The organism is Kitasatospora griseola, from assembly GCF_044999035.1.
GTDB lineage: Bacteria > Actinomycetota > Actinomycetes > Streptomycetales > Streptomycetaceae > Kitasatospora > Kitasatospora griseola.
In genome coordinates this window covers 8,081,200-8,101,535 of the sequence record NZ_CP173360.1, presented here as the reverse complement: position 1 = coordinate 8,101,535, position 20,336 = coordinate 8,081,200, and the positions used below count along the sequence as shown (strand labels likewise).

The following is a 20,336-nucleotide window of genomic DNA, read 5'->3' as shown; positions in this document are numbered from 1 at the left end:
GCGCAGCGGGTGCCGGTCGGCGGGCCGCCGTGTCCCCCGGCCGTCCGGCCCGTACCAGAAGAGATCGCCATGCCGAAGCACCGCACGCCCAGCCTTTCGGGGAAGTTCCGCCGTCACCGCCGCGCGGTGGTGACGGGTGTGGCGACGCTCGCGGTCGCGGGCGCCTCGGCGCTGGCCGTCGCCCTGCCGCAGCACTCGACCCCAGCCGAGGCCGCCGCCAGGCCCGCGTCGGCGAGCGACCAGCAGCTCGCGACGGACGCCCTGGCTTCGCAGGCCGCCGCCGAGGCGAGCGCGAGCGCCAGTGCGAGTGCGAGCGCGCAGGCAGAGGCGGAGGCGAAGGCCCGGGCCGAGGCCGAGGCGAGCGCCAGTGCCGGCGCGCAGGCCGAGGCGAGCGCCAGTGCCAGTGCCAGTGCGCAGGCCAAGGCGTCGGCGGAGGCGAAGGCGCGGGCGGAGGCGGCGTCCCGGGATCAGCAGCGCCAGGCGCTGCCGACCGGCAAGCCCGCCGCTTCCGCGTCCGCGCCGCCGCTCGCGAAGACGTACAGCGGGACGCCGCAGCAGATCGCGGCGCAGATCGTGCCTGCCGGGCAGCTGCAGTGCTTCAACAACATCGTGGAGCGCGAGAGCGGCTGGAACGTGCACGCGACCAACGCGTCCTCGGGTGCGTACGGGCTGATGCAGGCGCTGCCGGGTTCGAAGATGGCGTCGGTGGGCGCGGACTGGCGGGACAACCCGGCGACCCAGATCAAGTGGGGGCTGCAGTACATGAACCAGACGTACGGCAGCCCGTGTGCGGCGTGGTCGTTCTGGCAGTCGCACAACTGGTACTGAGGGCTGCGGTCCGACCCTCCGGGGAGGTTCGGCACGGTGTGTGCGCAGCTCCACCACCATGCGTACATCTGACGATACGTCAGCAAGTCACGGCGTTCCGCCCTCTATCCGGACATTTCATCGCACGGTCGTGTTCATTTGGTGAAGATTCAGCGAACTTCCCGCCTCTACTGTCCGGAATGGCCACTTTCGAGCGGCTTCCGACCTTTGCCTGAGGCTGTCCCCGCCCCTAGCCTCCCGCCCATGGCCCCACCACTGATCACCGTCGTGCTCCCCGCCTACGACGAGCAGGAACAACTGAAGGAGTGTCTCGACTCCCTGCTCGGACAGTCGTTCCGCGAGTTCGAGATCATCGTGGTCCGGACGCCCTCCCCGCACTGCCCGGAGGAGCGGCTGGTGGAGGCGTACGAGCTGCGCGACGCCCGGGTACGGGTGCTGCGGCTGGACACGGAGCCCGGCATCGGGCAGACCCGGATGGCCGGCGCGACGCACGCGCGCGGCGACTACCTGCTGTTCCTGGACTCCGATCACCTGCTGCCGGCGGACGCGTTCGAGGCGATGGCGGCCCGGCTCGCCGAGACCGGCGAGGTCGACCTGCTGCTGTTCGGCCACAACCGCGAGTACCGGGGCAAGGTGTGGCCGGGCAACGCAGCCGAGCTGCTGGCCGCCGCCGGGCCGGAGGTGTTCACCCTGAACGAGCACCCGGAACTGTTCGGCGCGCCGCCGCTGATCTGGGACCGGCTGGTGCGCAACGGCGCCGTCCCGACCTTCCCGGACGGGTTCTACGAGGAGGTCCCGGCGGTGCACCGCTCGCTGCTGTCCGCCTCCCGGATCGCGGTGCTGGACCGCGAGTGCGTCACCATCCGCCGCCGCCACACCCTGCACCCGGAGGGCAGCGAGGGCGCGAGCCACTTCGACCTGTTCGACCGCTACGAGAGCACCTTCGAGCTGTTGGACGCACAGCCCGCCGAGGCCCCGCCGGTCAACCCCGAGGTGCGGACGCACCTGTTCACCCGAATGGTCCGCCACTACCTGTTCGTCTACGACCTGCCGGGAACGCTGACCCGCGCCGAGCGCCCGCAGTTCTTCCAGCGTGCCGCCGAGCACTACAAGCGCTTCCTCCCGGAGGGCTACCGGCGCCCCGACGGTCGCGAGGGCATCAAGTTCTCCCTGCTGGCGTCGAATTCGTACACCACCTTCGAGGTCGCCAAGTTCTCCCGCCTGTCGGGCGTGCGCCGCTGACACCCCGCCGGCCGACGCTTCCCCGCGCTCCGTGGCGGGTACACGCTCCGGTAGAGGCCGGCGGCATCGGGCCGTCCGCGCCACGGGTGGGTGTCATCTCGCGTTCCGCCCGGGGGTCCTGACGAACTGTCGGGCCCGTCCGGACGGTAGAGTCCCTCCCCGCGACCGGCTCTGCCGCGCCACCTCCGTGCACCGTCTGCCGTGCACCACCGGACCGGAAGGCGAACTCCTCGATGACTCCCCCTGTCTCCCCGACGGCCGACCCTGCTCCGAGCCCCGCCCCGGACCCGTTCGCCGGCGACGGCGGCCCCACGCCGGGGCAGGTCGCCCCGCTCCCGCCCCAGCAGCAGATGGCCGGCTGGGCGGTCCTGCTGCTCGGCCTGATGCTGCTGGCCGAGGCGTTCATCTGCGTGGCCGCGCTGATCAGCGTCTGGACTCCGCTCACCACGCTGACCGCCGAACGCGCCCCGGCCGGCGCCCCGGAGCTGTGGACGGTCTTCGGCCTCGGCCCGTGGCACCTGACCTCCAACACCGCGATGCTGATCGCCGTCCTGGCGGCCAGCGGACTCGGCAGCTTCGTGCACGCCGCGACGTCCTTCGCCACCTACGCGGGCAACCGCCAGCTGCTGCCCAGCTGGCTGCCCTGGTACCTGCTGCGCACGGCGATCGGCGGAGCGCTCGCGCTGCTGGTCTACTTCCTGCTGCGCGGCGGCCTGTTCGCCAACGGCACCGACGGCACCGCCACCAACCCGTACGGCTTCGCCGGGATCGCCGGCCTCTGCGGCCTCTTCTCCAAGCAGGCCACCGACAAGCTCCGCGAGATCTTCGACACCGTCCTCACCACCCGCGACGGGGCGGGCGACGACGAACGCGACGACAAGATCCAGCCCACCGCCCCGACGTCGCCCACCGGGGCCCCCGCGCCCGCCAACCCCGCCACGCCCGAGCCGCCCACCGCCGCCGAGCCGCCCGCTGCCGGTTCCGACAGCGCTCCCGCCGAGCCGCAGCCGGCCGCAGCCACCATTCCCCGGCAGACCGCCAAGGCGATCGAAACCGCCTGATTTCACGGCGAGTTGCCGAGACCGGTCAGTGCGCGGCGCCGCCCTGGCCGGTCTCCGCGGTCTCCGCGGTCTCCCGACGTCGCGCGTCCCGCAGGGGCGGGCGGTCGATCAGCTCGACGTACATGATGCGGTCGTCCACCACGTCCAGGACGACCGTGCCACTCGTCGCGGGCAGCGGAAGGCAGCGGTGGCCCGGGCCGTACGGCCGGCCCGCCGAGTGCGGGGCGGTGCGGAGGCTCTGGCAGAAGTCGTCGCCGCAGTCGCACTGTGCGACCAGGCGCAACTCGCTTGCACCGGAGGCCAGTTCCGGCTCGCCCTCGGCCTCCAGCAGGGCCGCCAACTCGTCCACGAGCTCCGGGAAGACGTCCCGGAGCAGGGGGTGTTCGGATTCCATGCCGCCAAGGTAGCCGTCGCCGGTCCGCCGTCCCCACCGAATTCCGGTGCGCGGGTGGATAGGCTGGGCGGGCCCGTACGTCGCGCCGTTGCGAAGGACTCCCGTGCCGCCGATCATCGACCGCCCGATCCGCTGGGGCATTCTCGCCACCGGCGGCATCGCCCGCTCCTTCGTCGAGGACCTGGCCGCCGTGCCCGGCGCGCAGGCCTTCGCGGTGGCGTCCCGCCGGGAGGAGTCCGCCCGGGCGTTCGCCGAGCGCCACAACATCGGAAGGGCGTACGGGAGTTGGCAGGAGCTCGCGGCCGACCCCGAGGTCGACGTGGTGTACGTGGCCACCCCGCACGCGGCGCACTTCGCCGCGGCGAAGCTGCTGCTGGAGGCGGGGAAGGCGGTGCTGTGCGAGAAGCCGTTCACGCTGAACGCCGGGCAGAGCGCCGAGCTGGTGGCGCTGGCCCGCAAGCGCGAGGTCTTCCTGATGGAAGCGATGTGGACCTACCTCGACCCGTCCGTCCGCCGGATCACCGAGCTGATCGCCGACGGCGCGATCGGCGAAGTGCGTTCCGTCCAGGCCGAGTTCGGCTTTGCCGCCCCCACCGACCCGCACCACCGCCTGTGGGACCCGGCGGCCGGCGGCGGCGCCCTGCTGGACCTCGGCGTCTACCCGGTCGCCTTCGCCCACCTGCTGCTCGGCGAGCCGGAGAGCATTCAGGCCCGCGCCCGCCTCACCGACCACGGCGTGGACGCGCACACCGCCCTCCTGCTCGGCCACCGCAACGGCGCGACCTCCCAGCTCTCCTGCTCGCTCGACACCCAGTGCGCCCAACGCGCCTCCGTTCAAGGCAACTTGGGCCACATCGAGATCGAGCGCGACTTCTTCCACCCGACCGGATTCACCCTCCACCGCGACGGCAGCGCCCCCGAGACCTTCCACGCCCCGCCCGCCGACGGCCACGGCTACGGCCTGGAAGCCGCCGAAGTGATGCACTGCCTGCGCACCGGCGCCACCGAATCCCCCCTCGTCCCGCTCGACGGCACCCTCGCCGTCATGCGCACCCTGGACGCGGCACGGGAACGAATCGGCGTGCGCTACCCGGGCGAGTGAGCGCGCCGGCCGAGGCCTCGCGGGTCCCCTGCGGCGCCATTCGGTCGGTCGTGCCACGTAGTCTCGTGCCGTGACCGACCAGCACGCGAGGATCGACGCCCACCGGAACCGCTGCACGAACGCGGCCCTGGCGCTGCAGTCCTGCCTCGACCACTTCATCGAGCGCGTCTCGCTGGACGAGTCCCACGAGGACGGCAAGGCCAGCACGCTGGACGTGTGGCTGCGCGAGGGGCCGTCGACGCCCGATGTGGTGATCTCGCTGGCGGGTCTTCGCTCGGTCCGCCCTTGGCAACCCGATCCGGCGCCCTCGTGCATCGACGGAATCTCCCTCACCCACCTGCCGGAGCTGCCGCTGCCCTGGCCGGCCGAGGCGGTGGGTCGGCTCGACCGCACCGAGGACCTGCCAGGGCTGGTCTGGCTGCGGATCGCCGGACCGCTCGAAATCGACGCTGTCGCCTCGATCGTGACGGTCTACCGGGCCCCGAGCGACGATGCGGCCTCCGTGCTCCGCTGACCGCCTCGACCTACCCGGGCGCGCGGTCGGGCCCCTCGGCCTGCTCGAACGCGCTGAGCAGGACTTCGGCGAGGTGCAACGGTCGGGCGGACGGCTCCAGTTGGGTGAGCTGGGTGCGGCAGCTGAGGCCGTCCGCGAGCAGCAGGGTGTCCGGGGCGGCGGCGCGGACGGCGGGGAGCAGGGCGCGTTCGGCGGCGGCGATCGACACCTCGTAGTGGCCGCGCTCGAAGCCGAAGGCGCCGGCCAGTCCGCAGCAGCCGGCGTCGAGTTGGCGGTTTTCCAGGCCGAGGCGGGCGGTGAGGCGTTGGTCGGCGGCGGTGCCGAGGACGGCGTGCTGGTGGCAGTGCACCTGGGTCATCGCCGCTCCGGCGAGCCGCGGCAGGGGGACTTCGCGTTCGTCCAGGAACTCGGCCAACGTACGTACCCGGGTGGGGAGTTCGAGCGGGCCGTCGAGGAGCTTCGGCCAGTCGCCGCGGAGCGTGGCGGTGCAGGACGGCTCCAGGCCGACCACCGGCAGCTCGGGTGGCAGGTGGCGCAGGGTGCGCCGGATCACCCGCCGGGCCAGGCCGAGTTGGCCGCTCGCGATCAGGGTGAGCCCGCAGCACACGGGCCCGGTCGGGAGCTGCACCCTGAAGCCGAGCCGTTCCAGGACCTGGACGGCCGCCACCGCCGGTGCGGGGTCGAGGAGTTCGGACATCGAGTCGGGCCACAGCAGCACCGCGGGGGCGGCCGGGTCGGCGGGGTGGGCGGCACGGTGCTCGCGGAACCAGGCGGAGAAGCGGCGCTCCGGGAGGGCGGGGAGGGCGCGCCGGGCGTCGATGCCGCCGAGGCGTTTGAGCAGGGTCCCGCTGATCCGGCCGCGCAGGGCGGCGTTCGCGGCGCGGGGCGCGAGATGGGCCAGCCGGAGCCACAGCGGCAGCAGGCCGAACGAGTAGTGGGCGGCCGGCCGGGGCCTGAACCGGTAGTGGTGGTACAGGAATTCGGACCGGTAGGTGGCCATGTCGACCTGGACCGGGCAGTCGCTCGCGCAGCCCTTGCAGCCCAGGCAGAGGTCGAGCGCCTCGCGGACTTCCGGCGAGCGCCAGCCGTCGGTGACGAGTTCGCCGCGCAGCATCTCGCCCAGCAGCCGGGCCCGGCCGCGGGTGGAGTGCCGTTCCTCCTCGGTCACCATGTAGCTCGGGCACATCACCCCGCCGGCGGTGTCCACGCACTTGCCGACGCCCACGCAGCGGTGCACCGCGTTCAGCAGGCTGCCGGCGTCCTGCGGATAGGCCAGGGTGAGCGGCAACTCCCGCCCGGGGAAGCGCAGATCGGCGTCCAGCGGGCGCGGGTCGACCAGCAGGCCGGGGTTGAGCAGGCCGTCCGGGTCCCAGATCCGCTTGTACCGGGCGAACAGGTCGATCACCTCCGGCGGGTACATCCGGGGCAGCAGTTCGGCCCGGGCCTGCCCGTCGCCGTGCTCGCCGGAGAGCGAACCGCCGTGCGCCACCACCAGATCCGCCGCCTCGACGAGGAACTCCCGCATCGCCTGGGGCCGTTCGCGCACCGGGAAGTCGAGGCGCAGGTGCACGCACCCCTCGCCGAAGTGCCCGTACGGCACCCCGCGCAGGCCGTGCCGCTTCAGCAGGGTCCTCAACTGCCGCAGGTACGAGCCGAGTTGCTCGACCGGGACGGCCGAGTCCTCCCAGCCGGGCCAGGCCGCGCCGCCGGGTGTGCCGGCCGGGCCCGGGGGCAGGCGGGTGACGATGCCAGCGCCGGCCTCCCGGATCGACCACAGCGCGCGCTGCTCGGCCGGGTCGGCGACCAGGGCGACCGTCGCGGTGCGCTCCCGCCGTACCGCGTCGGCGAGTTGACGGGCCCGGTCGACGGCCTCGGCGGCGGTGCTGCCGCCGGTCTCCAGGAACAGCCAGCACGCGCCGTCGGGCAGCCGGTCGAGCACGGGTGGGCGGGGCCCGGCCGCGAGCAGTGCGGCGATCAGGTCGGCGGCCATCCCCTCGCAGGTCAGCGGGCCGAGCGGGAGCAGCGCGGGCACCGCGTCGGCGGCGGCCGTCTCGTCCGGGTAGCCCGCCACCACCAGTGCGCGGAACGGCGGTTCGGGCACCAGTCGGACGGTGGCGCCGAGCAGCAGGGCGCACGTCCCCTCGGTGCCGGTGACCGCCCGCACCAGGTCGTGGCCGCGTTCCGGGAGCAGCGCGTCCAGCGGGTAGCCCGAGCCGCGCCGCGGCAGGGTCGGCATGGCGCGGCGCAGCAGTGCCAGGTGGTCGGCGGCGAGGGCCTGCAACTCCCGGTGCAGGCGGCCGAGTCGGCCGGGGGCGGCGGCGAGGGCGGCCCGTTCGGCGGGCGACAGCGGGCCGGTGGCGGTCAGTTCGGCGCCGTCGGCGAGCAGCAGGTCCAGGCTGTGCAGGTTGTCGGAGGTGCGGCCCCAGGCGAGGGAGTGCGAGCCGCAGGCGTCGTTGCCGATCATTCCGCCGAGTGTGCACCGGCTGTGGGTGGACGGGTCCGGTCCGAACCGCAGCCCGAACGGCCGGGCGGCGCGCTGGAGTTCGTCGAGGACGGTGCCGGGTTCGACCCGCGCGGTGCGGGCGTCCGGGTCGACCGCCAGGACCTTGCCGAGGTGCCGCCGGAAGTCCAGCACCACCGCGCCGGGCCCGATCGCCTGTCCGCCGATGCTGGTCCCCGACCCGCGCGCCACCACCGGCGCCCCGTGCTCCCGGCAGACGGCCAGCGCCGCCCGCACGTCGTCGGTGTCGGCCGGTTTCACCACCCCGCGCGGCACCTGCCGGTAGTTGGACGCGTCCTGCCCGTACACGGCGCGCTCGGCCGGGTCGAAGCGGACCTCGCCGCGGACGGCGGCGGCGAGGGCGCGGGCGAGATCTGAGGCCATGGCCCCGATCATTCCAGCCGGGGTGTCCGGCGTCCGGCGCGAGCGGCGAACGGCGGGTCGGGGCGACGTACCGTCCGAGCGCGCGACCGGCGGGTCGGGGAGGATCCGCCCACGGCCGCCTGTCGGACGCGCCCCGTCGGCGCGAGTGCGGCCGGCCCGGGTTGCGCGCGTCAGGCCTCCCGGGCGACGGCGACCAGCGCCGCGTCGTCCGGCAGCCGGCCGCCGACGTGGGCGAGCAGGTCGCGACGGAGGCGGTCGAGGAAGTCCCGGGGCGAGGCGGCGGGGGTGAGCTGGGCGGCGCGGGCGGGCAGGGGGTAGAAGACGGCGTCGCGGTCGCGGGCCTCGGTGACGCCGTCGGTGTAGAGCAGCAGGGTGCTGCCGGGCGGGAAGGCGAACTCCTCGGTGCGGCGCTCGACGGGGGCGAGGTCGCCCATGCCCAGCGGGGGTCCGGAGCGGGGCAGCGGAAGCAGGTGGGCGCCGCCGCCGGGGGTGAGCAGCAGGGGCGGCGGGTGTCCGCAGTCCGCGAGCCGGATCACGGGGTGGTCGTCGGGCAGGTCGAGCACCAGCGCGGTGGCGAAGTTCTCCCGGATGTCCTGGCCGGCGTCGGCGATCTCGGCGAGGTGGCGCTGGTAGGAGGCCTCCAGGGCGTCGGCCAGGCGGGCCGGGTCCTCGTGCCGGTGGGCGAGTTCGCGGAACGCGCCGAGCAGCGCGGCGGCGTCGCCGACGGCGGCCAGGCCCTTGCCGCGGACGTCGCCGATCAGCAGCCGGGTGGCGGATCCGGTGCGTACGGCCGCGTACAGATCACCGCCGACGTTCGCTTCGTCGTCGGCGGCGAGGTAGCGGGTGGCAATCCGCAGCGGGCCGGCGTGTTCGGGCAGCGGGCGCATCAGGACGCCCTGGACGGCGTCGGAGACGGTGCGTACCTGGGTGAGTTCGCGCCCGTGGCGTTCGCGGACCCGGCAGAAGGCGACGATGAGGACGGTGACCAGCGCGAGCGCGCCGATCTGGGCCTGGTGGTTGGGGGTGAACAGGCCGCCGTGGAGCTGGGCGATGAGGATCTGCGCGACCAGCGCGAGGGCGCCGACCAGGGCGGTCAGGCGGGCGCCCGCGAACGACGCGGTGATCGCGGGGGCGACCACCAGGAGCGGGCCGAGGTGGATGTCCGGGGAGAGCAGGATGTCTGTGACGGAGATCAGCACGATCAGGCCGAGCGGCAGCAGCACCATCAGGTGTTCGGTGCGCCACTCGCTCCGCAGTTCCGCCATACTCCGCCGCACTCCCACCCCACCACCATGCCTCGCGCAGGGCCCGTCCACGACCCGGTGGACGCTCCGCGCCCGGGGTATGGCCGTGCGTCACGGGCGGCCTCTACGATCACGCCATGACGACCTCCCCGAACGCCGTACCCGCCGGCGCCGCTCCCGCGAAGGGCCTGTCGCCCGCCGAGGGCGACCTGATCCTCGCCGACCGCTTCGCGCCGTGGGTGCAGGCGCTGGGGCTGACGGTGGTGGAGGCCGGGGAGCGGCACGCGGTGCTGCGGCTGCCCTGGTCGGACCAGCTGGCCCGGGACGGCGGCGGCCTGTCCGGGCAGGCGATGATGGCGGCCGCCGACACGGCGACGGTCGTCGCGGTGTCCTCCGCGCTGGGCGGCTTCGCGCCGATGACCACCGTCCAGCAGTCGATCACCTTCCAGCGCGCGGCCCGCGACACCGATCTGCTGGTGACGGCGCGGCTGACCAAGCTGGGCCGGCGCATCGCGTTCGCGGAGATCACCCTCGCCACGCCGGACGCCCCGGACGACCCGGTCGCGCACGCCACCACCGTCTACGCCTTCCCGGGCTGAGCGCCACGCCCGCCGGCCCCGCCGGAACCGGCCGACGAGGTGCGTGCACACCTCTGTTCCCGAGGGCTTACCGGGCAGTAGCCTCCTCTGATCCGTCTGATCGCGATCATTCGCCCTGGAGGCTCCATGCGCCCGATCCCCCGCCGCCGCACGCTCGTTGCGACCGCGCTCGCCGCTCTGACGCTCGCCGGCGCGGCGGCCGTTCCGGCTTCGGCGGCGCCGGGCGGGCAGCACGCCGGCGCGTACTACCTGGCGGTCGGCGACTCGCTGGCGGCCGGCTACCAGTCCACGCCGACCGGTGGCCACATCGTCGGGCGCGGCTACGCCCAGGACCTGGCGCGGACACTGGGCGAGCGGGCGGCGGACGACCGCCGGCCGTTCGAGTTCACCGACCTGGGCTGCCCGGGCGAGACCACCGGCACCATGGCGAACGGCGGCTGCCCGTACCCGCACTCCTTCGGCGGCTCCCAACTGGAGGCGGCGGTCGCCTACTTGAAGGCGCACTGGAAGGACGAGGTGCTGGTCACCATCGACATCGGCGCCAACGACGTGCAGCGCTGCGCGGCGGGCGGCTCGCTGGACCTGCCGTGCGCGCTGAACGGCATCGAGCAGGTCCGCACCGGGCTGGACCGGATCCTCGGCGAGTTGCAGGCCGCGGCCGGCCCGCACACCCGGATCGTCGGCATGAACCTGTACGACCCGTTCCTGGCCGCCTGGATGACGGGCGACCGGGGCAAGGCGATGGCCACCGCGTCGGTGCCGCTGGCGAACACGCTGAACTCGGTGATCGAGACGGTGGACGCCCGTCACCGCGTCCCGACCGCCGACGTGGCGCGGGCGTTCGACACGAACTCCTTCGCGCCGCTGGTTCCGCTGGGCGGTCAGCGGGTGCCGCTGAACGTGGCCCGGGTCATGCAGTGGACCAACATGGCGCGCGGCGACATCCACGCCAACGACGCGGGCTACCAGGTGATCGCGGACGCGTTCCTCGCCAAGCTGCCCAAGCAGTACCTGCACTGACGCACCGTCACCTCGCCGCCGCACCGCGTCCCGACTCCGGCCGGGAACCGGGGTGCGGCGGACTGCCGAACCGTGGAGCTCCGAGGGCTCAGCGGGTGATGGCGGTGACGAACTCCGCCAGCCGCTCCTGCGGCAGGTGCCGGGCGATGTCGGCCTCGCTGATCATGCCGACGAGCTGGTGGTCGGGATGGTTGATCACCGGCAGCCGACGCACCCGGTGGTCCTCCATCACCTCCAGCACCAGGCTCGCGTCCTCGTCCTCCTCGATCACCATCGGGCGGCCGAGGGCGAGTTCGAGGCACTTGACGCCGCTGGGGTCGCGTCCGTCGGCGACGCACCTGAGCACGATGTCCCGGTCGGTGACGATGCCCAGCAGTTTCATGTTCTCGTCGCAGATCGGCAGCGCGCCGACGTCGCGTTCGCGCATGATCCGGGCGGCGTCGGCGAGGGTCTGTTCGCCGGTGACGCACTGCGCTCCCGGGTGCATGATCTCTTTCGCGGTGGTCATGGCCGGACCTCCCGAGCTGGTTGTGTCCACTGGCCGTCTTCCATGCTGGCCCTGTCGGCGGACCGCCCGCCACCGCTGGCCGCACCCGCCCGCCGCGCGGCCACCCGCCCCGCCCGGCCGGTCACGCCGCGTGCCGCGGAGCCGCGTCCGGCGGAGCGGCGCCCGGCGGCGTCACGCCCCGCGACGGGACCTCCCGTGGCGCGGCATGGCGCGGTGTCACGCCCAACGGGCGCTCCGGCGGCCCGACTTCGGCGACCGGAGCGACCTGTGGCAGCTCCAGCTGCTCGACGTCCGGCGCCGGCTCGACGTCCTCCTCGGTCTCGGCGAGCTGCGCCGCGACCTCGGTGGCCTCGACGGCCTGCGCGGCGTTGCGCTCGGTGGAGCTCTCCAGGAAGCGCAGCAGCTCCACCGGGAACGGCAGCACCAGGGTGGAGTTCTTCTCCGCGGCGACCTCCACCACGGTCTGCAGCAGCCGCAGTTGCAGCGCCGCCGGGGTCGCGGACATCACCTTCGCGGCCTCCGACAGGCGCGCGGACGCCTGGAACTCGCCGTCGGCGGTGATGATCCGGGCCCGCCGCTCCCGGTCCGCCTCGGCCTGCCGGGCCATCGAGCGCTTCATCGACTCGGGCAGCGCCACGTCCTTGATCTCGACCCGGTCGATCTGGACGCCCCAACCCAGTGCGGGGCTGTCCAGCATCAGCTCCAGGCCCTGGTTGATCGGCTCGCGGTTGGCCAGCAGGTCGTCCAGTTCGCTCTTGCCGATGATCGACCGCAGCGAGGTCTGCGCGACCTGCGACATCGCGAAGTTGTAGTCCTGCACGTTGATGATCGCCTTCACCGGGTCGACCACCTTGAAGTACACCACCGCATCGACCCGGACGGTCACGTTGTCCCGGGTGATGCCTTCCTGCGCGGGCACCGGCATCGTGACGATCTGCACGTTCACCCGGCGCAGCCGGTCGGCGATCGGCACGATCCGCACCAGCCCCGGCGTCCGTATCTCGTCCAGCACCCGGCCGAACCGGAACACCACCCCGAGCTGGTACTGCTGAACCATGCGCACGCTCAGCCCGGCGAGCAGCGCCAGCAGCAGCACCAGCGCAATCACCACGTCGACCACGATCATCGCCGTCACCTCGACCCGTACGGCAGGCAGACTCGTACTTCCACGCTACTCCGCAGCGGCAGCGGCGACGCGACTCGGAAAGCGCTTTCCGATTGCGAATCGCCGCTCCGCCGTCCGACCGGTGCGCGCCCGTAGGATCGAGCCCATGGAACTGCCCTCCGCGCTGGTCGAACGGGTCCACGGACTGGCCGAGCTGGACGACTTGGTGGTCGGCTGCCGGGCCTGTCCGCGGCTGGTCGCGTGGCGGGAGGAAGCGGCCCGGGTGAAGCGCCGGGCGTTCCAGGGCCAGGACTACTGGGCGCGCCCGATCCCCGGTTTCGGGCCGGCCGACGCCCGCCTGGTGCTGGTCGGACTCGCCCCCGCCGCGCACGGCGGGAACCGCACCGGCCGGATCTTCACCGGCGACCCGTCCGGCGATCTGCTGTACGCCTCGCTGCACCGGCTCGGTCTGGCCTCCCGGCCGCACTCCACCTGGCGGAACGACGGCCTCGAACTGTTCGGCGTGCGGATCACCGACCCGGTCCGCTGCGCCCCACCGGAGAACAGGCCGACCAACGCGGAGCGCGAGACCTGCCGCCCCTGGATCGTCCGGGAGTTCGAGTACCTGCGCCCGACCGTGCGCGCCGTGGTCGCCCTCGGCGGCTTCGCCTGGCAGGCGGTCCTCCCGGCCCTCGGCGCAGCGGGCTGGCAGATCCCCCGCCCACGGCCGAGGTTCGGCCACGGCGCGCACGCCGCCCTCCCTGCCACCGACGGCGGCCCCGCCCTGCACCTGTACGGCTGCTTCCACGTCAGCCCGCGCAACACCTACACCGGTCGACTCACCCCCGCCATGGTGGACGACCTCCTCCGCACCGCCGCCGCCACGGCAGGCCTGAACCCGACCGACCCTCCTGACGACCCGTCGGGTTGAGAATCTCAGCGCCCCTGACGATTAATCAGCAGACGTCCGAGCCCGCGCACCACCCGGTCGAACACGCCACGCAAGGCCTCGGGCCGGATCGCGAGCGCCAGACACAGCCAGGGCGTGGCGGCGGCGAACACGGCCAACGGCCAGCCGAGCCACGGCGACGGCAGGGCCAGCCCCACGTAGCCGGCGGCGCCGACTCCGGCGATCAGCAGCGCGAACGCGGGCAGGTGCACGCCGGGGCGGTAGCGGCGCCAGGCATGCACGTCCTCCCGGTGGTCGACCAGGATGATCGGTGTGAAGAGCAGGCCGAACCCCCCGAGGACCAGGATCCACACCAGCCCGAGCCCGTCCACCGTCATCCCGCGATCGACGTGGACGCCCAACTCCGGTGCGGCCGGCGCAAATCGGACGCCGATCAACTCACCGGCGGCCGGCCTGCCACGGGTCTCCACCGGGATGGTGACGATCCGCCGGCCGCTCTGGTACGGCACCTCCAACTCGACGGTGGTGCGGTAGACCTGACGGCGGTTCACCCGCCCGAGCGCCTCCGACTCGGAACGCACCGCGACGATCGCCAGCTTCCGCTCCGCCCCGTCGGCCTGCACGATCCGCCGCAACTGCCGCCCTTCGGCCTCGTCCGGCCCGTTCGCCTGCGCCAGCGCCGCGACGGAAGCGAGCACCATGCCCACCCCGACCAACCCGGCCAACACCCAGGACGGACGCCGCACTTCCTTGCGCACCTCGGCACGCCGCCGATCGACCACCGCCGCCACCAGCCAGCCGACCGCGCACACCACAGCGACCAGCACGGGCAGCACCCGCTCGACATCCCCGGCCCGCTGCCACGACGGCACCAACGCCACCGCCGCCCCGTGCCCGGCCGCCCCCACACTGCCCACCACCGCCGCCCACCCGGCCACCCGCCCCCAACCGCGCACCATCGCCCGCCCCCGTCGACGTATTGCCGTGCACTGAACCACGCCCGTGGAACATGATCAAGCGACCGTACGGGCCGTAGGCAGGTGGGCGCGACGACAGGGGCGCTCGCCACTTGATCGGCCGGAGCCCCCGTGACCAGAATGCGGAGGACGAGCTACTCCGGGGAGGCATGATGCAGCTGGGCACGGTGGCGCTGACGGGTGCGGCGGGGAACATCGGATCCGTGGTGCGCAAGGCGCTTCGGGACGAAGCGTCTCGGCTGATCCTGGTCGACCGGGTGCCGCTGCGCCCGGAGGCCGACAACGAGGAGGCGCACGTCGTCGACCTGCGTGACGCGGCCGCCGTGGAGTCGGCTCTCGCCGGGGCCGATCGGGTGCTCCACCTGGGCGGGGTGCCGGACGAGGCGCCGCTTCCGGAACTGCTCGACGTGAACGTGCTCGGGACCCACAACGTGCTGGAGGCGGCGCGGCGCGGCGGCATCGACCGGGTGGTGCTGGCCAGCAGCAACCGGGTGACGGGCTTCCACCCGGTCGAGCACCTCACCGACCCGCAGGATCCGGTGCGGCCCGACGGTTTGTACGGCGTGAGCAAGGCGGCCGTCGAGGCTCTCGGGCGGCTCTACGCCGACAAGTTCGGGCTGTCGGTCATCTGCCTGCGCATCGGCAGCTTCGAGCCGGCCCCGACCGAGCCCCGCTATCTGGCGACCTGGCTCAGCCCGCGCGACGCGATCGGGTTCCTGCTCGCCTCCCTGGCCGCCCCGCCCACTGTCCGTTTCGCCACGGCGTACGCCGTCTCCGCCAACTCCCGCCGTTTCTGGCAGCTTCCCGACCCGGCGGTGATCGACTACCTCCCCGTGGACAACGCCGAGGCCTACGCCGCGACCGTCCCCGGCGCCGAACACCCGGCCGCCCCGGGCTCTCCGCAGGCCGGCCCCTACGCCCTGCCCGAGTTCACCCTCCGCCACCTCAGGCCCTGACGGCGAGTCAGCGAATCCGCTTCGGGCGGCGCGCCGCCCGCTCCCACGCGCCCGGCAGCAACTCCCGTGCGAACGCCGCCTCTCCCACCTGCCGCCCGAACAGCACGCCGTACCCGAACCCGCCGTCCGACAGCCCGCGGACGGCCTCGCGGGCGACGATCGCGTCCTGGTGCCGGCCGAGGACGTCCTGCAGGGCGCGCATCCGGCGGGTGAAGCCGCGGGCGGGACGGCCGGCGGTCTCGCCGGCGTAGCGGGCGCGTTTCGCGGCTTTGCGGGCGTCGTGCAGGGCGTGTTCGCGGGCCGGGCCCTCGGGGGTGTGTTCGGCGGTGGCGAGGCGTTCGGCGGTGCGGCGGTGTTCGTCACGCAGGAGTCGGGTGAGTTCCGGGCCGGCGGGCTTGGTCGCGCGGGCGCTGAGCGGGGGATTCTCGGCGAGCGCGGTGAGGGCGGTCAGCAGGTCGCGGAAGCGTTGGCTGTCGAGTGCGGCCAGGGCGGCGGTTCGGGCCTCGCGGGTCTCCCGGCTGTTCCAGGTGGCGAGTTCGGCGAGGACGCGTTCGCGGTCGCCGCCGCCGGGGAGCTCGCGGGCCTGGGTGAGCAGGCGTTCGCCGAGCACTTCGGCGTCGCGGGCACGGCCGAGACTCCGGCCGAGCCGGCGCAGCTCGTCCTCCAGCCCCGTGTGGTCGCCGGCCAGGTGGCGGCGGTGGGTGCGCAGGGCGCTGCGCAGTCGGCGGGCGGCGATGCGCATCTGGTGTACGGCGTCGGGGCGGTCGGCGCGGACGTCGGGTTCGAGGGCGACGAGCCGCGCGGTCTGCTCGCGCAGGCGTGCGGTGAGGACGTCCCCCGCGCTGCCGTCGATCCGGTGTGCCACGTTCGCCACGTCCTTCCGTGCTGTTCAGGGTAGGCCGGTGGCGGCGGGTTCGGGCGGAGCGCCGCGCCGGGCGGGCCGACGGAGCGTCAAGTCCTGGGCAGGCGCTCGGCCATCCAGCATTGAACGTGTTCAAATTACCTGGCAGGCTATCTCTGGACACCGGGCGGGACGGACGGAGACAGCCATGACGAGCACACTGCTGATGCCGCGCGGGCACGGGCGCCGGAGCGTGGCCGTCCCTGCGACGGCCGCCGGGAGCACCGCGCCGACCCGGATCCTCGACCTGACCCACCCCCGGGTCCGCGCCGCCGTCGACGCCCTCGGAGCGCCCCCGTCCACCGCCACGGCGGTCGAGGCGCTGCGCCGGGCGCACCACTGGATCGCCACCGAGGTCCGCCCGGTGTACTCGATCGACGAGGCCCGACCGGTCTCGGAAGTGCTGCGCACCGGCCGGGGCTCGTGCAGTCAGCGCATGGCCGCGCTGGAGGCGGTGGCCCGCAGTTGGGGCGTCCCGACCCGGGTGCGCGGCCTGGTCGTGGATGGCGCCTTCTGGTATCCGCGCTTCCCCCGCCTGCGCTCCTTGGTCCCGGCCCAAGTGGTGCTCGCCTGGCCGGAGTTCCACCTCCCCGGACGCACCCCGGACGACCCCTGGCTGCCCATCTCCGACCTGTTCGCCGACACCCCGACCGCCGGCACGGGCACGCCCTTCACCAACTCCGGCCCGGAGACCCTCTTCGAGGCACTCTCCCGCACCGCGATCGACTGGGACGCCACCCGCTCCACCTGCCCCACCACCGCCGGCCCCTGCGACCTGTCCGCCCACATCCGCGCCGACCTCGGCCACTTCGACTCCCGCGACACCCTCTTCGCCCGCCACGGCCAGACCCTCTGCCCGGCCGCCCGCCTCCTCGCCGAACCCGTCCTCTCCCACCGCGCCGCCGGCCTCTGACCCTCCCCAGCACGCCACCCCGATCAGGGTCGCGGCACAGCCAAGCTGTCGAGGTAGCGGCACAGCACGACACACCGCCCGCCCGGGCCGGCCTCCGCCATCCGCCCACTCATCACGCCCACCCCACCGCACCACGGGTCAAGACCGCTGCGTAGCCGGGCCATCAAGGTGCCGGCGCAGCACGACACAGAACTCGCCGGGCCAACCTCCGGCGCCCACCAAACCCATCCCCACCCACCTCACCACGCCCGCTGGCTCCCCGCCGCAGATCAATGCCGCAGCACAGTCAGACCGTCGAGCTGACGGCGCAGCACCCGCACGCAGAGCCCACCCGGGCCGGCCTCCGCCAGCCACCCCTGTCCCTTGTCGTCGCCCGCCCCGCCACGGCCAATCTCGCGCTACAACCAGCTGTCGAGACGGCGGCGGAGCGCGACACACAGCCCCCACAGTCAGTCTCGCGCTACCGCCAAGCTGTCGAGATGGTGCCGCAGCACCGCACACAGCTCGTCCGGACCGACCAGGAGGGGGTGTTGGACGGCCTGGAGGGTGAGGCCGTCGAGGAGGGCGGAGAGGCGGCGGGTTTCGACGGTGAGGTCGAGGCCGGGGGTGAGGGCGCCGGCCCGGTCGGTCTCCAGCAGGACGCGGTGGACGAGTTCGTCGAGGCCGGCCTGCATCTTCGCGAGGCGGCTGCGCAGTTCGGGGCGGGTGCGGGCGGCGGTGACGAAGGACAGCCAGACGCCGGCCTCCTCGCGGCGCTCGGCGTCCAACGGAAGCGTCTCGGCGAGGAGTTGCAGCGTTCGTTCGCGCCGGTCGCCGGTCGCGGCGGGGTCGAGCAGGGCAGCCGCGTGGGTGCGGATCCGGGCTTCGATGCGGCGGGCCAGCTCCCCCATCGCAAAGATCATCAGCTCGGAGCTGCCGGCGAAGTAGTGCCGCACCGAACCGATCGCCAGCCCGGCCTCGTCGGCGACGTTGCGCAGCGAGGCGTGTTCGAGCCCTTCCCTGGCCGCAACGCGCAGCACCGCGTCGGCGACGGCCTGGCGACGTTCCACAGGATCCACGATCTTCGGCATGTTGCCGTTATAGCACGGGCGGGCTAAATTCTTTTTTGGCACAGTCGAGCCAAAAAACCTCAGGGGGAGCAGCACAATGCACGGATGGATGGGCGCAGCCCTGGTCGCAGCGGTGATCGTCGTGGTGGTGGTGCGGCGGCTGCGCGGCGAACCGCTCAACGCCCGGGACCTGTTCGGGCCGCCGGTGGTCCTCACGGCGCTCGGCGTGTGGGCGCTCTGGCAGCGTCACGACCTGCACCACGACCTGAGCCCGGGCGACTACGTCTGGATCGCGGCGGGCGCCGCTCTCGGTGTCGCGACGGGCGCCCTGCGCGGCGCCACCGTCCGGGTCGAGCCGCGCGGCGGCGTGCTCTGGCAGCGGTACACCGGATGGACGTTCCTGGCGGCCGCGCTCTCACTGGCGCTGATGGTCGCGTTCTCGTTCCTCGCCGAGCACGCCGGGCTGCCCGCCGATGCCCGCCCGACCCAACTGTCCATCGGCGTCGGCTTCCTGGGCGAGGCCCTGGTGGTCGGGTGGCGCGGTCTCGCCTCCGGCGTCCCGTTCGCACCGGAGCGCCGCGGCCTGTCCCCGCTGCTCGGCTCCGGTCGCTCCCGCCGCTAACAATGCTGACGAGGCGTCAACTCAGCTCCCCACCAGCGGCTCCAAGAACGCACGCCCCGAGTTCCGCCCGCGCGTCGCGGCCCGTCGCCGACCCGCGCTGCCTACCGTGGAGGGATACCGACGTCGCCGCAGCCTCCGATCCGCACCGCTGCTGTCGCGCCGCACGCCCTGCCGCTGCTCGGGCACAGGCACCGGCTGCTGCGCGCGGGTCGGCCGGATACCTGTCCTCGCTGCATGTGCACGGCGATCTGGTGGCAGTGCGGATGGGGACCGACGACCACTCAGGTGCCGTGCCGTCCGGACCTGTCGAACCAGGTGCTGGCCGATCACCGGCTGTTCGACAAGGGCGGGGTGTTCTGCGGACGGGCTCGGGACGCGGCGGGCAACGGCCTGGCCACCTGCCCCTACCGCGACCGCCGGCACCAGCGCAGGCTGGCCCAATCCTCCCTCTGCCGCCCGCAGTTGGCCGGGCACGCGCGGCCATGCAGGCCGAGATCACATCCGCCACGGGCGACTGGAGGCTCTACCGTGTGATCGACGCGTTCCCCACCTTCTACGGCATCGCCCTGCGAACCCTTGGCCGGACGCTCTGCTCCACGACGATCGACGCGGACGCGGCGCGCGACGTTCAGCAGGCCTTCGACACCACGCTGAACGGACTGTTCCGGCAGATGATCCTGCCCGCGCCGGTCCGCCGCCTGCCGCTGCCGCTGCCGCTGCCGGGGAACCGTCGCTACCACCGGACGCTGGCCCAACTGGACGACACCACGAACGAATTGGTCGCCGCCCACCTCCGCTTCGCCCGACCTGCTGGCCGCGCTGCTCGCCGCCCGCGACGACGACGGGGTCCGGCTCGGCGACGCCGAGGTGCACGACCAGGTGATCACCCTGTCGCGGCCGGTCCCGAGACCGTCGCAGCCGCCCTCACCTGGGCGTGGTGGCGGCTGCCCCGGCGTCCGGCGGCGGCCGAGCAGGTGCGGACCGAGCTCGCGAATGCGCTGCCGGACGGGCGCGCCCTGGGCTGGGCGGACCTACCGAAGCCGGGTTCCGTCGACCGGGTGGTCTCGGATACCCTGCGCCTGCACCCGCCGGGCCGGCTGTTCACCCGGGCAACCACCGCGCCCGCCGTGCCGGCGGGCCGGACCTTCCCGGCGGGCACCACGCTGATGGTCTCCCCGGGGGCGGTGTCCCGGCATCCGGCCGCGTACCTGGCGCCGGCCCGGTTCGACCTGGACTGCCGGGCGGCCGGAGCGGGGCACCCGCAGGTCCGTCGGCGACCTGTTCGCCCGCACCGAGTGGGTGTTGGCGCCAGCCACGCTGCTCTCCCGCCATCGGCTCGTCCCGGAGCCGGACACCGGCCTGCCCCCCGTCCCGCCGGCCACGGTGCTGCGCCCGCGCCGCCTGCACCTGCGGGTCGCCGCGCCCTGACGTCCGACCTGACCGTCGCCCAGGCGGCCGTCCCCGCACCTCGGCGACCGCCGTGCCCGCCGTGCCCGCCGCGCCCGCC

At 73.8% G+C, this 20,336-nt stretch carries 20 protein-coding genes and 1 pseudogene; 13 read left to right on the top strand and 8 right to left on the bottom strand.

The annotated features are described in order from the left end of the window. The first annotated feature begins 69 nt into the window (after nucleotides 1-69). The 3 genes from ACI1MP_RS36060 to ACI1MP_RS36050 all read left to right on the top strand — a co-directional run bounded on the left by ACI1MP_RS36060 (nucleotide 70) and on the right by ACI1MP_RS36050 (nucleotide 3,131). Complete coding sequence (locus ACI1MP_RS36060; RefSeq protein ID WP_380338537.1) at nucleotides 70-828, top strand: lytic transglycosylase domain-containing protein; 759 nt, start codon at nucleotides 70-72, stop codon at nucleotides 826-828. Nucleotides 829-1,071: 243 nt separating this feature from the next. Beyond that, a complete protein-coding gene (locus tag ACI1MP_RS36055; RefSeq protein WP_380338534.1) occupies nucleotides 1,072-2,070 on the top strand; it encodes a glycosyltransferase family 2 protein in 999 nt (332 codons plus the stop codon). Between the two features lie 233 nt (nucleotides 2,071-2,303). Beyond that, nucleotides 2,304-3,131: a hypothetical protein gene (locus ACI1MP_RS36050; protein WP_404870604.1), complete on the top strand. Its 828-nt coding sequence runs from the start codon at nucleotides 2,304-2,306 to the stop codon at nucleotides 3,129-3,131. 25 nt (nucleotides 3,132-3,156) lie between these two features. Here the strand turns inward: ACI1MP_RS36050 and ACI1MP_RS36045 are convergent, their stop codons facing one another. After that, nucleotides 3,157-3,525, bottom strand: a complete 369-nt coding sequence (locus ACI1MP_RS36045) for a hypothetical protein (protein WP_404870603.1) — start codon at nucleotides 3,523-3,525, stop codon at nucleotides 3,157-3,159. Nucleotides 3,526-3,628: 103 nt separating this feature from the next. Between ACI1MP_RS36045 and ACI1MP_RS36040 the strand changes: the two genes are divergently transcribed. Together ACI1MP_RS36040 and ACI1MP_RS36035 are read left to right on the top strand one after the other, a co-directional pair. Further along, nucleotides 3,629-4,627: a Gfo/Idh/MocA family protein gene (locus tag ACI1MP_RS36040; RefSeq protein ID WP_404870602.1), complete on the top strand. Its 999-nt coding sequence runs from the start codon at nucleotides 3,629-3,631 to the stop codon at nucleotides 4,625-4,627. A 70-nt stretch (nucleotides 4,628-4,697) separates the two neighbouring features. Further along, nucleotides 4,698-5,141 (top strand): hypothetical protein, encoded by a 444-nt coding sequence (locus ACI1MP_RS36035; RefSeq protein WP_404870601.1) that lies wholly within the window; start codon nucleotides 4,698-4,700, stop codon nucleotides 5,139-5,141. Between the two features lie 10 nt (nucleotides 5,142-5,151). On the opposite strand, the gene ACI1MP_RS36030 is transcribed toward ACI1MP_RS36035, so the two are convergent. Both ACI1MP_RS36030 and ACI1MP_RS36025 read right to left on the bottom strand, forming a co-directional pair. Beyond that, nucleotides 5,152-8,025 carry an FAD-binding and (Fe-S)-binding domain-containing protein gene (locus tag ACI1MP_RS36030; RefSeq protein WP_404870600.1) on the bottom strand — a complete coding sequence of 958 codons (2,874 nt, stop codon included), beginning with the start codon at nucleotides 8,023-8,025 and terminating at the stop codon, nucleotides 5,152-5,154. Nucleotides 8,026-8,195: 170 nt separating this feature from the next. Then, on the bottom strand, nucleotides 8,196-9,290 hold the full coding sequence (locus ACI1MP_RS36025) for a PP2C family protein-serine/threonine phosphatase (RefSeq protein WP_380338516.1): 1,095 nt from the start codon (nucleotides 9,288-9,290) through the stop codon (nucleotides 8,196-8,198). A gap of 116 nt (nucleotides 9,291-9,406) precedes the next feature. Here ACI1MP_RS36025 and ACI1MP_RS36020 point away from each other — a divergent pair, with 116 nt between their 5' ends. Together ACI1MP_RS36020 and ACI1MP_RS36015 are read left to right on the top strand one after the other, a co-directional pair. Beyond that, a complete protein-coding gene (locus tag ACI1MP_RS36020; RefSeq protein ID WP_380338513.1) occupies nucleotides 9,407-9,868 on the top strand; it encodes a PaaI family thioesterase in 462 nt (153 codons plus the stop codon). 126 nt (nucleotides 9,869-9,994) lie between these two features. Beyond that, the gene (locus ACI1MP_RS36015) at nucleotides 9,995-10,888 is read left to right on the top strand and encodes an SGNH/GDSL hydrolase family protein (RefSeq protein WP_404870599.1); all 894 of its coding nucleotides are present in this window, start codon (nucleotides 9,995-9,997) and stop codon (nucleotides 10,886-10,888) included. Between the two features lie 88 nt (nucleotides 10,889-10,976). Here ACI1MP_RS36015 and ACI1MP_RS36010 read toward each other — a convergent pair whose 3' ends face one another. Both ACI1MP_RS36010 and ACI1MP_RS36005 read right to left on the bottom strand, forming a co-directional pair. Next, the gene (locus ACI1MP_RS36010; protein WP_100588371.1) at nucleotides 10,977-11,396 is read right to left on the bottom strand and encodes a CBS domain-containing protein; all 420 of its coding nucleotides are present in this window, start codon (nucleotides 11,394-11,396) and stop codon (nucleotides 10,977-10,979) included. A 121-nt stretch (nucleotides 11,397-11,517) separates the two neighbouring features. Beyond that, nucleotides 11,518-12,522 (bottom strand): slipin family protein, encoded by a 1,005-nt coding sequence (locus ACI1MP_RS36005; protein ID WP_380338506.1) that lies wholly within the window; start codon nucleotides 12,520-12,522, stop codon nucleotides 11,518-11,520. A gap of 145 nt (nucleotides 12,523-12,667) precedes the next feature. Here ACI1MP_RS36005 and ACI1MP_RS36000 point away from each other — a divergent pair, with 145 nt between their 5' ends. Beyond that, the gene (locus ACI1MP_RS36000) at nucleotides 12,668-13,432 is read left to right on the top strand and encodes a uracil-DNA glycosylase (RefSeq protein WP_380338503.1); all 765 of its coding nucleotides are present in this window, start codon (nucleotides 12,668-12,670) and stop codon (nucleotides 13,430-13,432) included. 5 nt (nucleotides 13,433-13,437) lie between these two features. On the opposite strand, the gene ACI1MP_RS35995 is transcribed toward ACI1MP_RS36000, so the two are convergent. Next, nucleotides 13,438-14,370: a hypothetical protein gene (locus tag ACI1MP_RS35995; protein ID WP_404870598.1), complete on the bottom strand. Its 933-nt coding sequence runs from the start codon at nucleotides 14,368-14,370 to the stop codon at nucleotides 13,438-13,440. A 167-nt stretch (nucleotides 14,371-14,537) separates the two neighbouring features. Here ACI1MP_RS35995 and ACI1MP_RS35990 point away from each other — a divergent pair, with 167 nt between their 5' ends. Beyond that, nucleotides 14,538-15,344 (top strand): NAD-dependent epimerase/dehydratase family protein, encoded by an 807-nt coding sequence (locus ACI1MP_RS35990; protein WP_404870597.1) that lies wholly within the window; start codon nucleotides 14,538-14,540, stop codon nucleotides 15,342-15,344. A gap of 7 nt (nucleotides 15,345-15,351) precedes the next feature. Here ACI1MP_RS35990 and ACI1MP_RS35985 read toward each other — a convergent pair whose 3' ends face one another. Further along, on the bottom strand, nucleotides 15,352-16,209 hold the full coding sequence (locus ACI1MP_RS35985; protein WP_380338494.1) for a CHAD domain-containing protein: 858 nt from the start codon (nucleotides 16,207-16,209) through the stop codon (nucleotides 15,352-15,354). A gap of 184 nt (nucleotides 16,210-16,393) precedes the next feature. Between ACI1MP_RS35985 and ACI1MP_RS35980 the strand changes: the two genes are divergently transcribed. Next, nucleotides 16,394-17,158: a transglutaminase domain-containing protein gene (locus tag ACI1MP_RS35980; protein ID WP_404870596.1), complete on the top strand. Its 765-nt coding sequence runs from the start codon at nucleotides 16,394-16,396 to the stop codon at nucleotides 17,156-17,158. A gap of 449 nt (nucleotides 17,159-17,607) precedes the next feature. On the opposite strand, the gene ACI1MP_RS35975 is transcribed toward ACI1MP_RS35980, so the two are convergent. Then, the gene (locus tag ACI1MP_RS35975; protein ID WP_100588365.1) at nucleotides 17,608-18,228 is read right to left on the bottom strand and encodes a TetR/AcrR family transcriptional regulator; all 621 of its coding nucleotides are present in this window, start codon (nucleotides 18,226-18,228) and stop codon (nucleotides 17,608-17,610) included. 88 nt (nucleotides 18,229-18,316) lie between these two features. Between ACI1MP_RS35975 and ACI1MP_RS35970 the strand changes: the two genes are divergently transcribed. The 3 genes and pseudogenes from ACI1MP_RS35970 (at nucleotide 18,317) to ACI1MP_RS35960 (ending at nucleotide 20,257) form a co-directional block, all read left to right on the top strand. After that, the gene (locus ACI1MP_RS35970) at nucleotides 18,317-18,829 is read left to right on the top strand and encodes a DUF1453 domain-containing protein (protein ID WP_404870595.1); all 513 of its coding nucleotides are present in this window, start codon (nucleotides 18,317-18,319) and stop codon (nucleotides 18,827-18,829) included. 2 nt (nucleotides 18,830-18,831) lie between these two features. Further along, nucleotides 18,832-20,001: pseudogene (locus ACI1MP_RS35965) on the top strand (cytochrome P450); the annotation flags it as partial. A 130-nt stretch (nucleotides 20,002-20,131) separates the two neighbouring features. Continuing rightward, nucleotides 20,132-20,257: a hypothetical protein gene (locus tag ACI1MP_RS35960; RefSeq protein ID WP_404870889.1), complete on the top strand. Its 126-nt coding sequence runs from the start codon at nucleotides 20,132-20,134 to the stop codon at nucleotides 20,255-20,257. Nucleotides 20,258-20,336 lie beyond the last annotated feature (79 nt).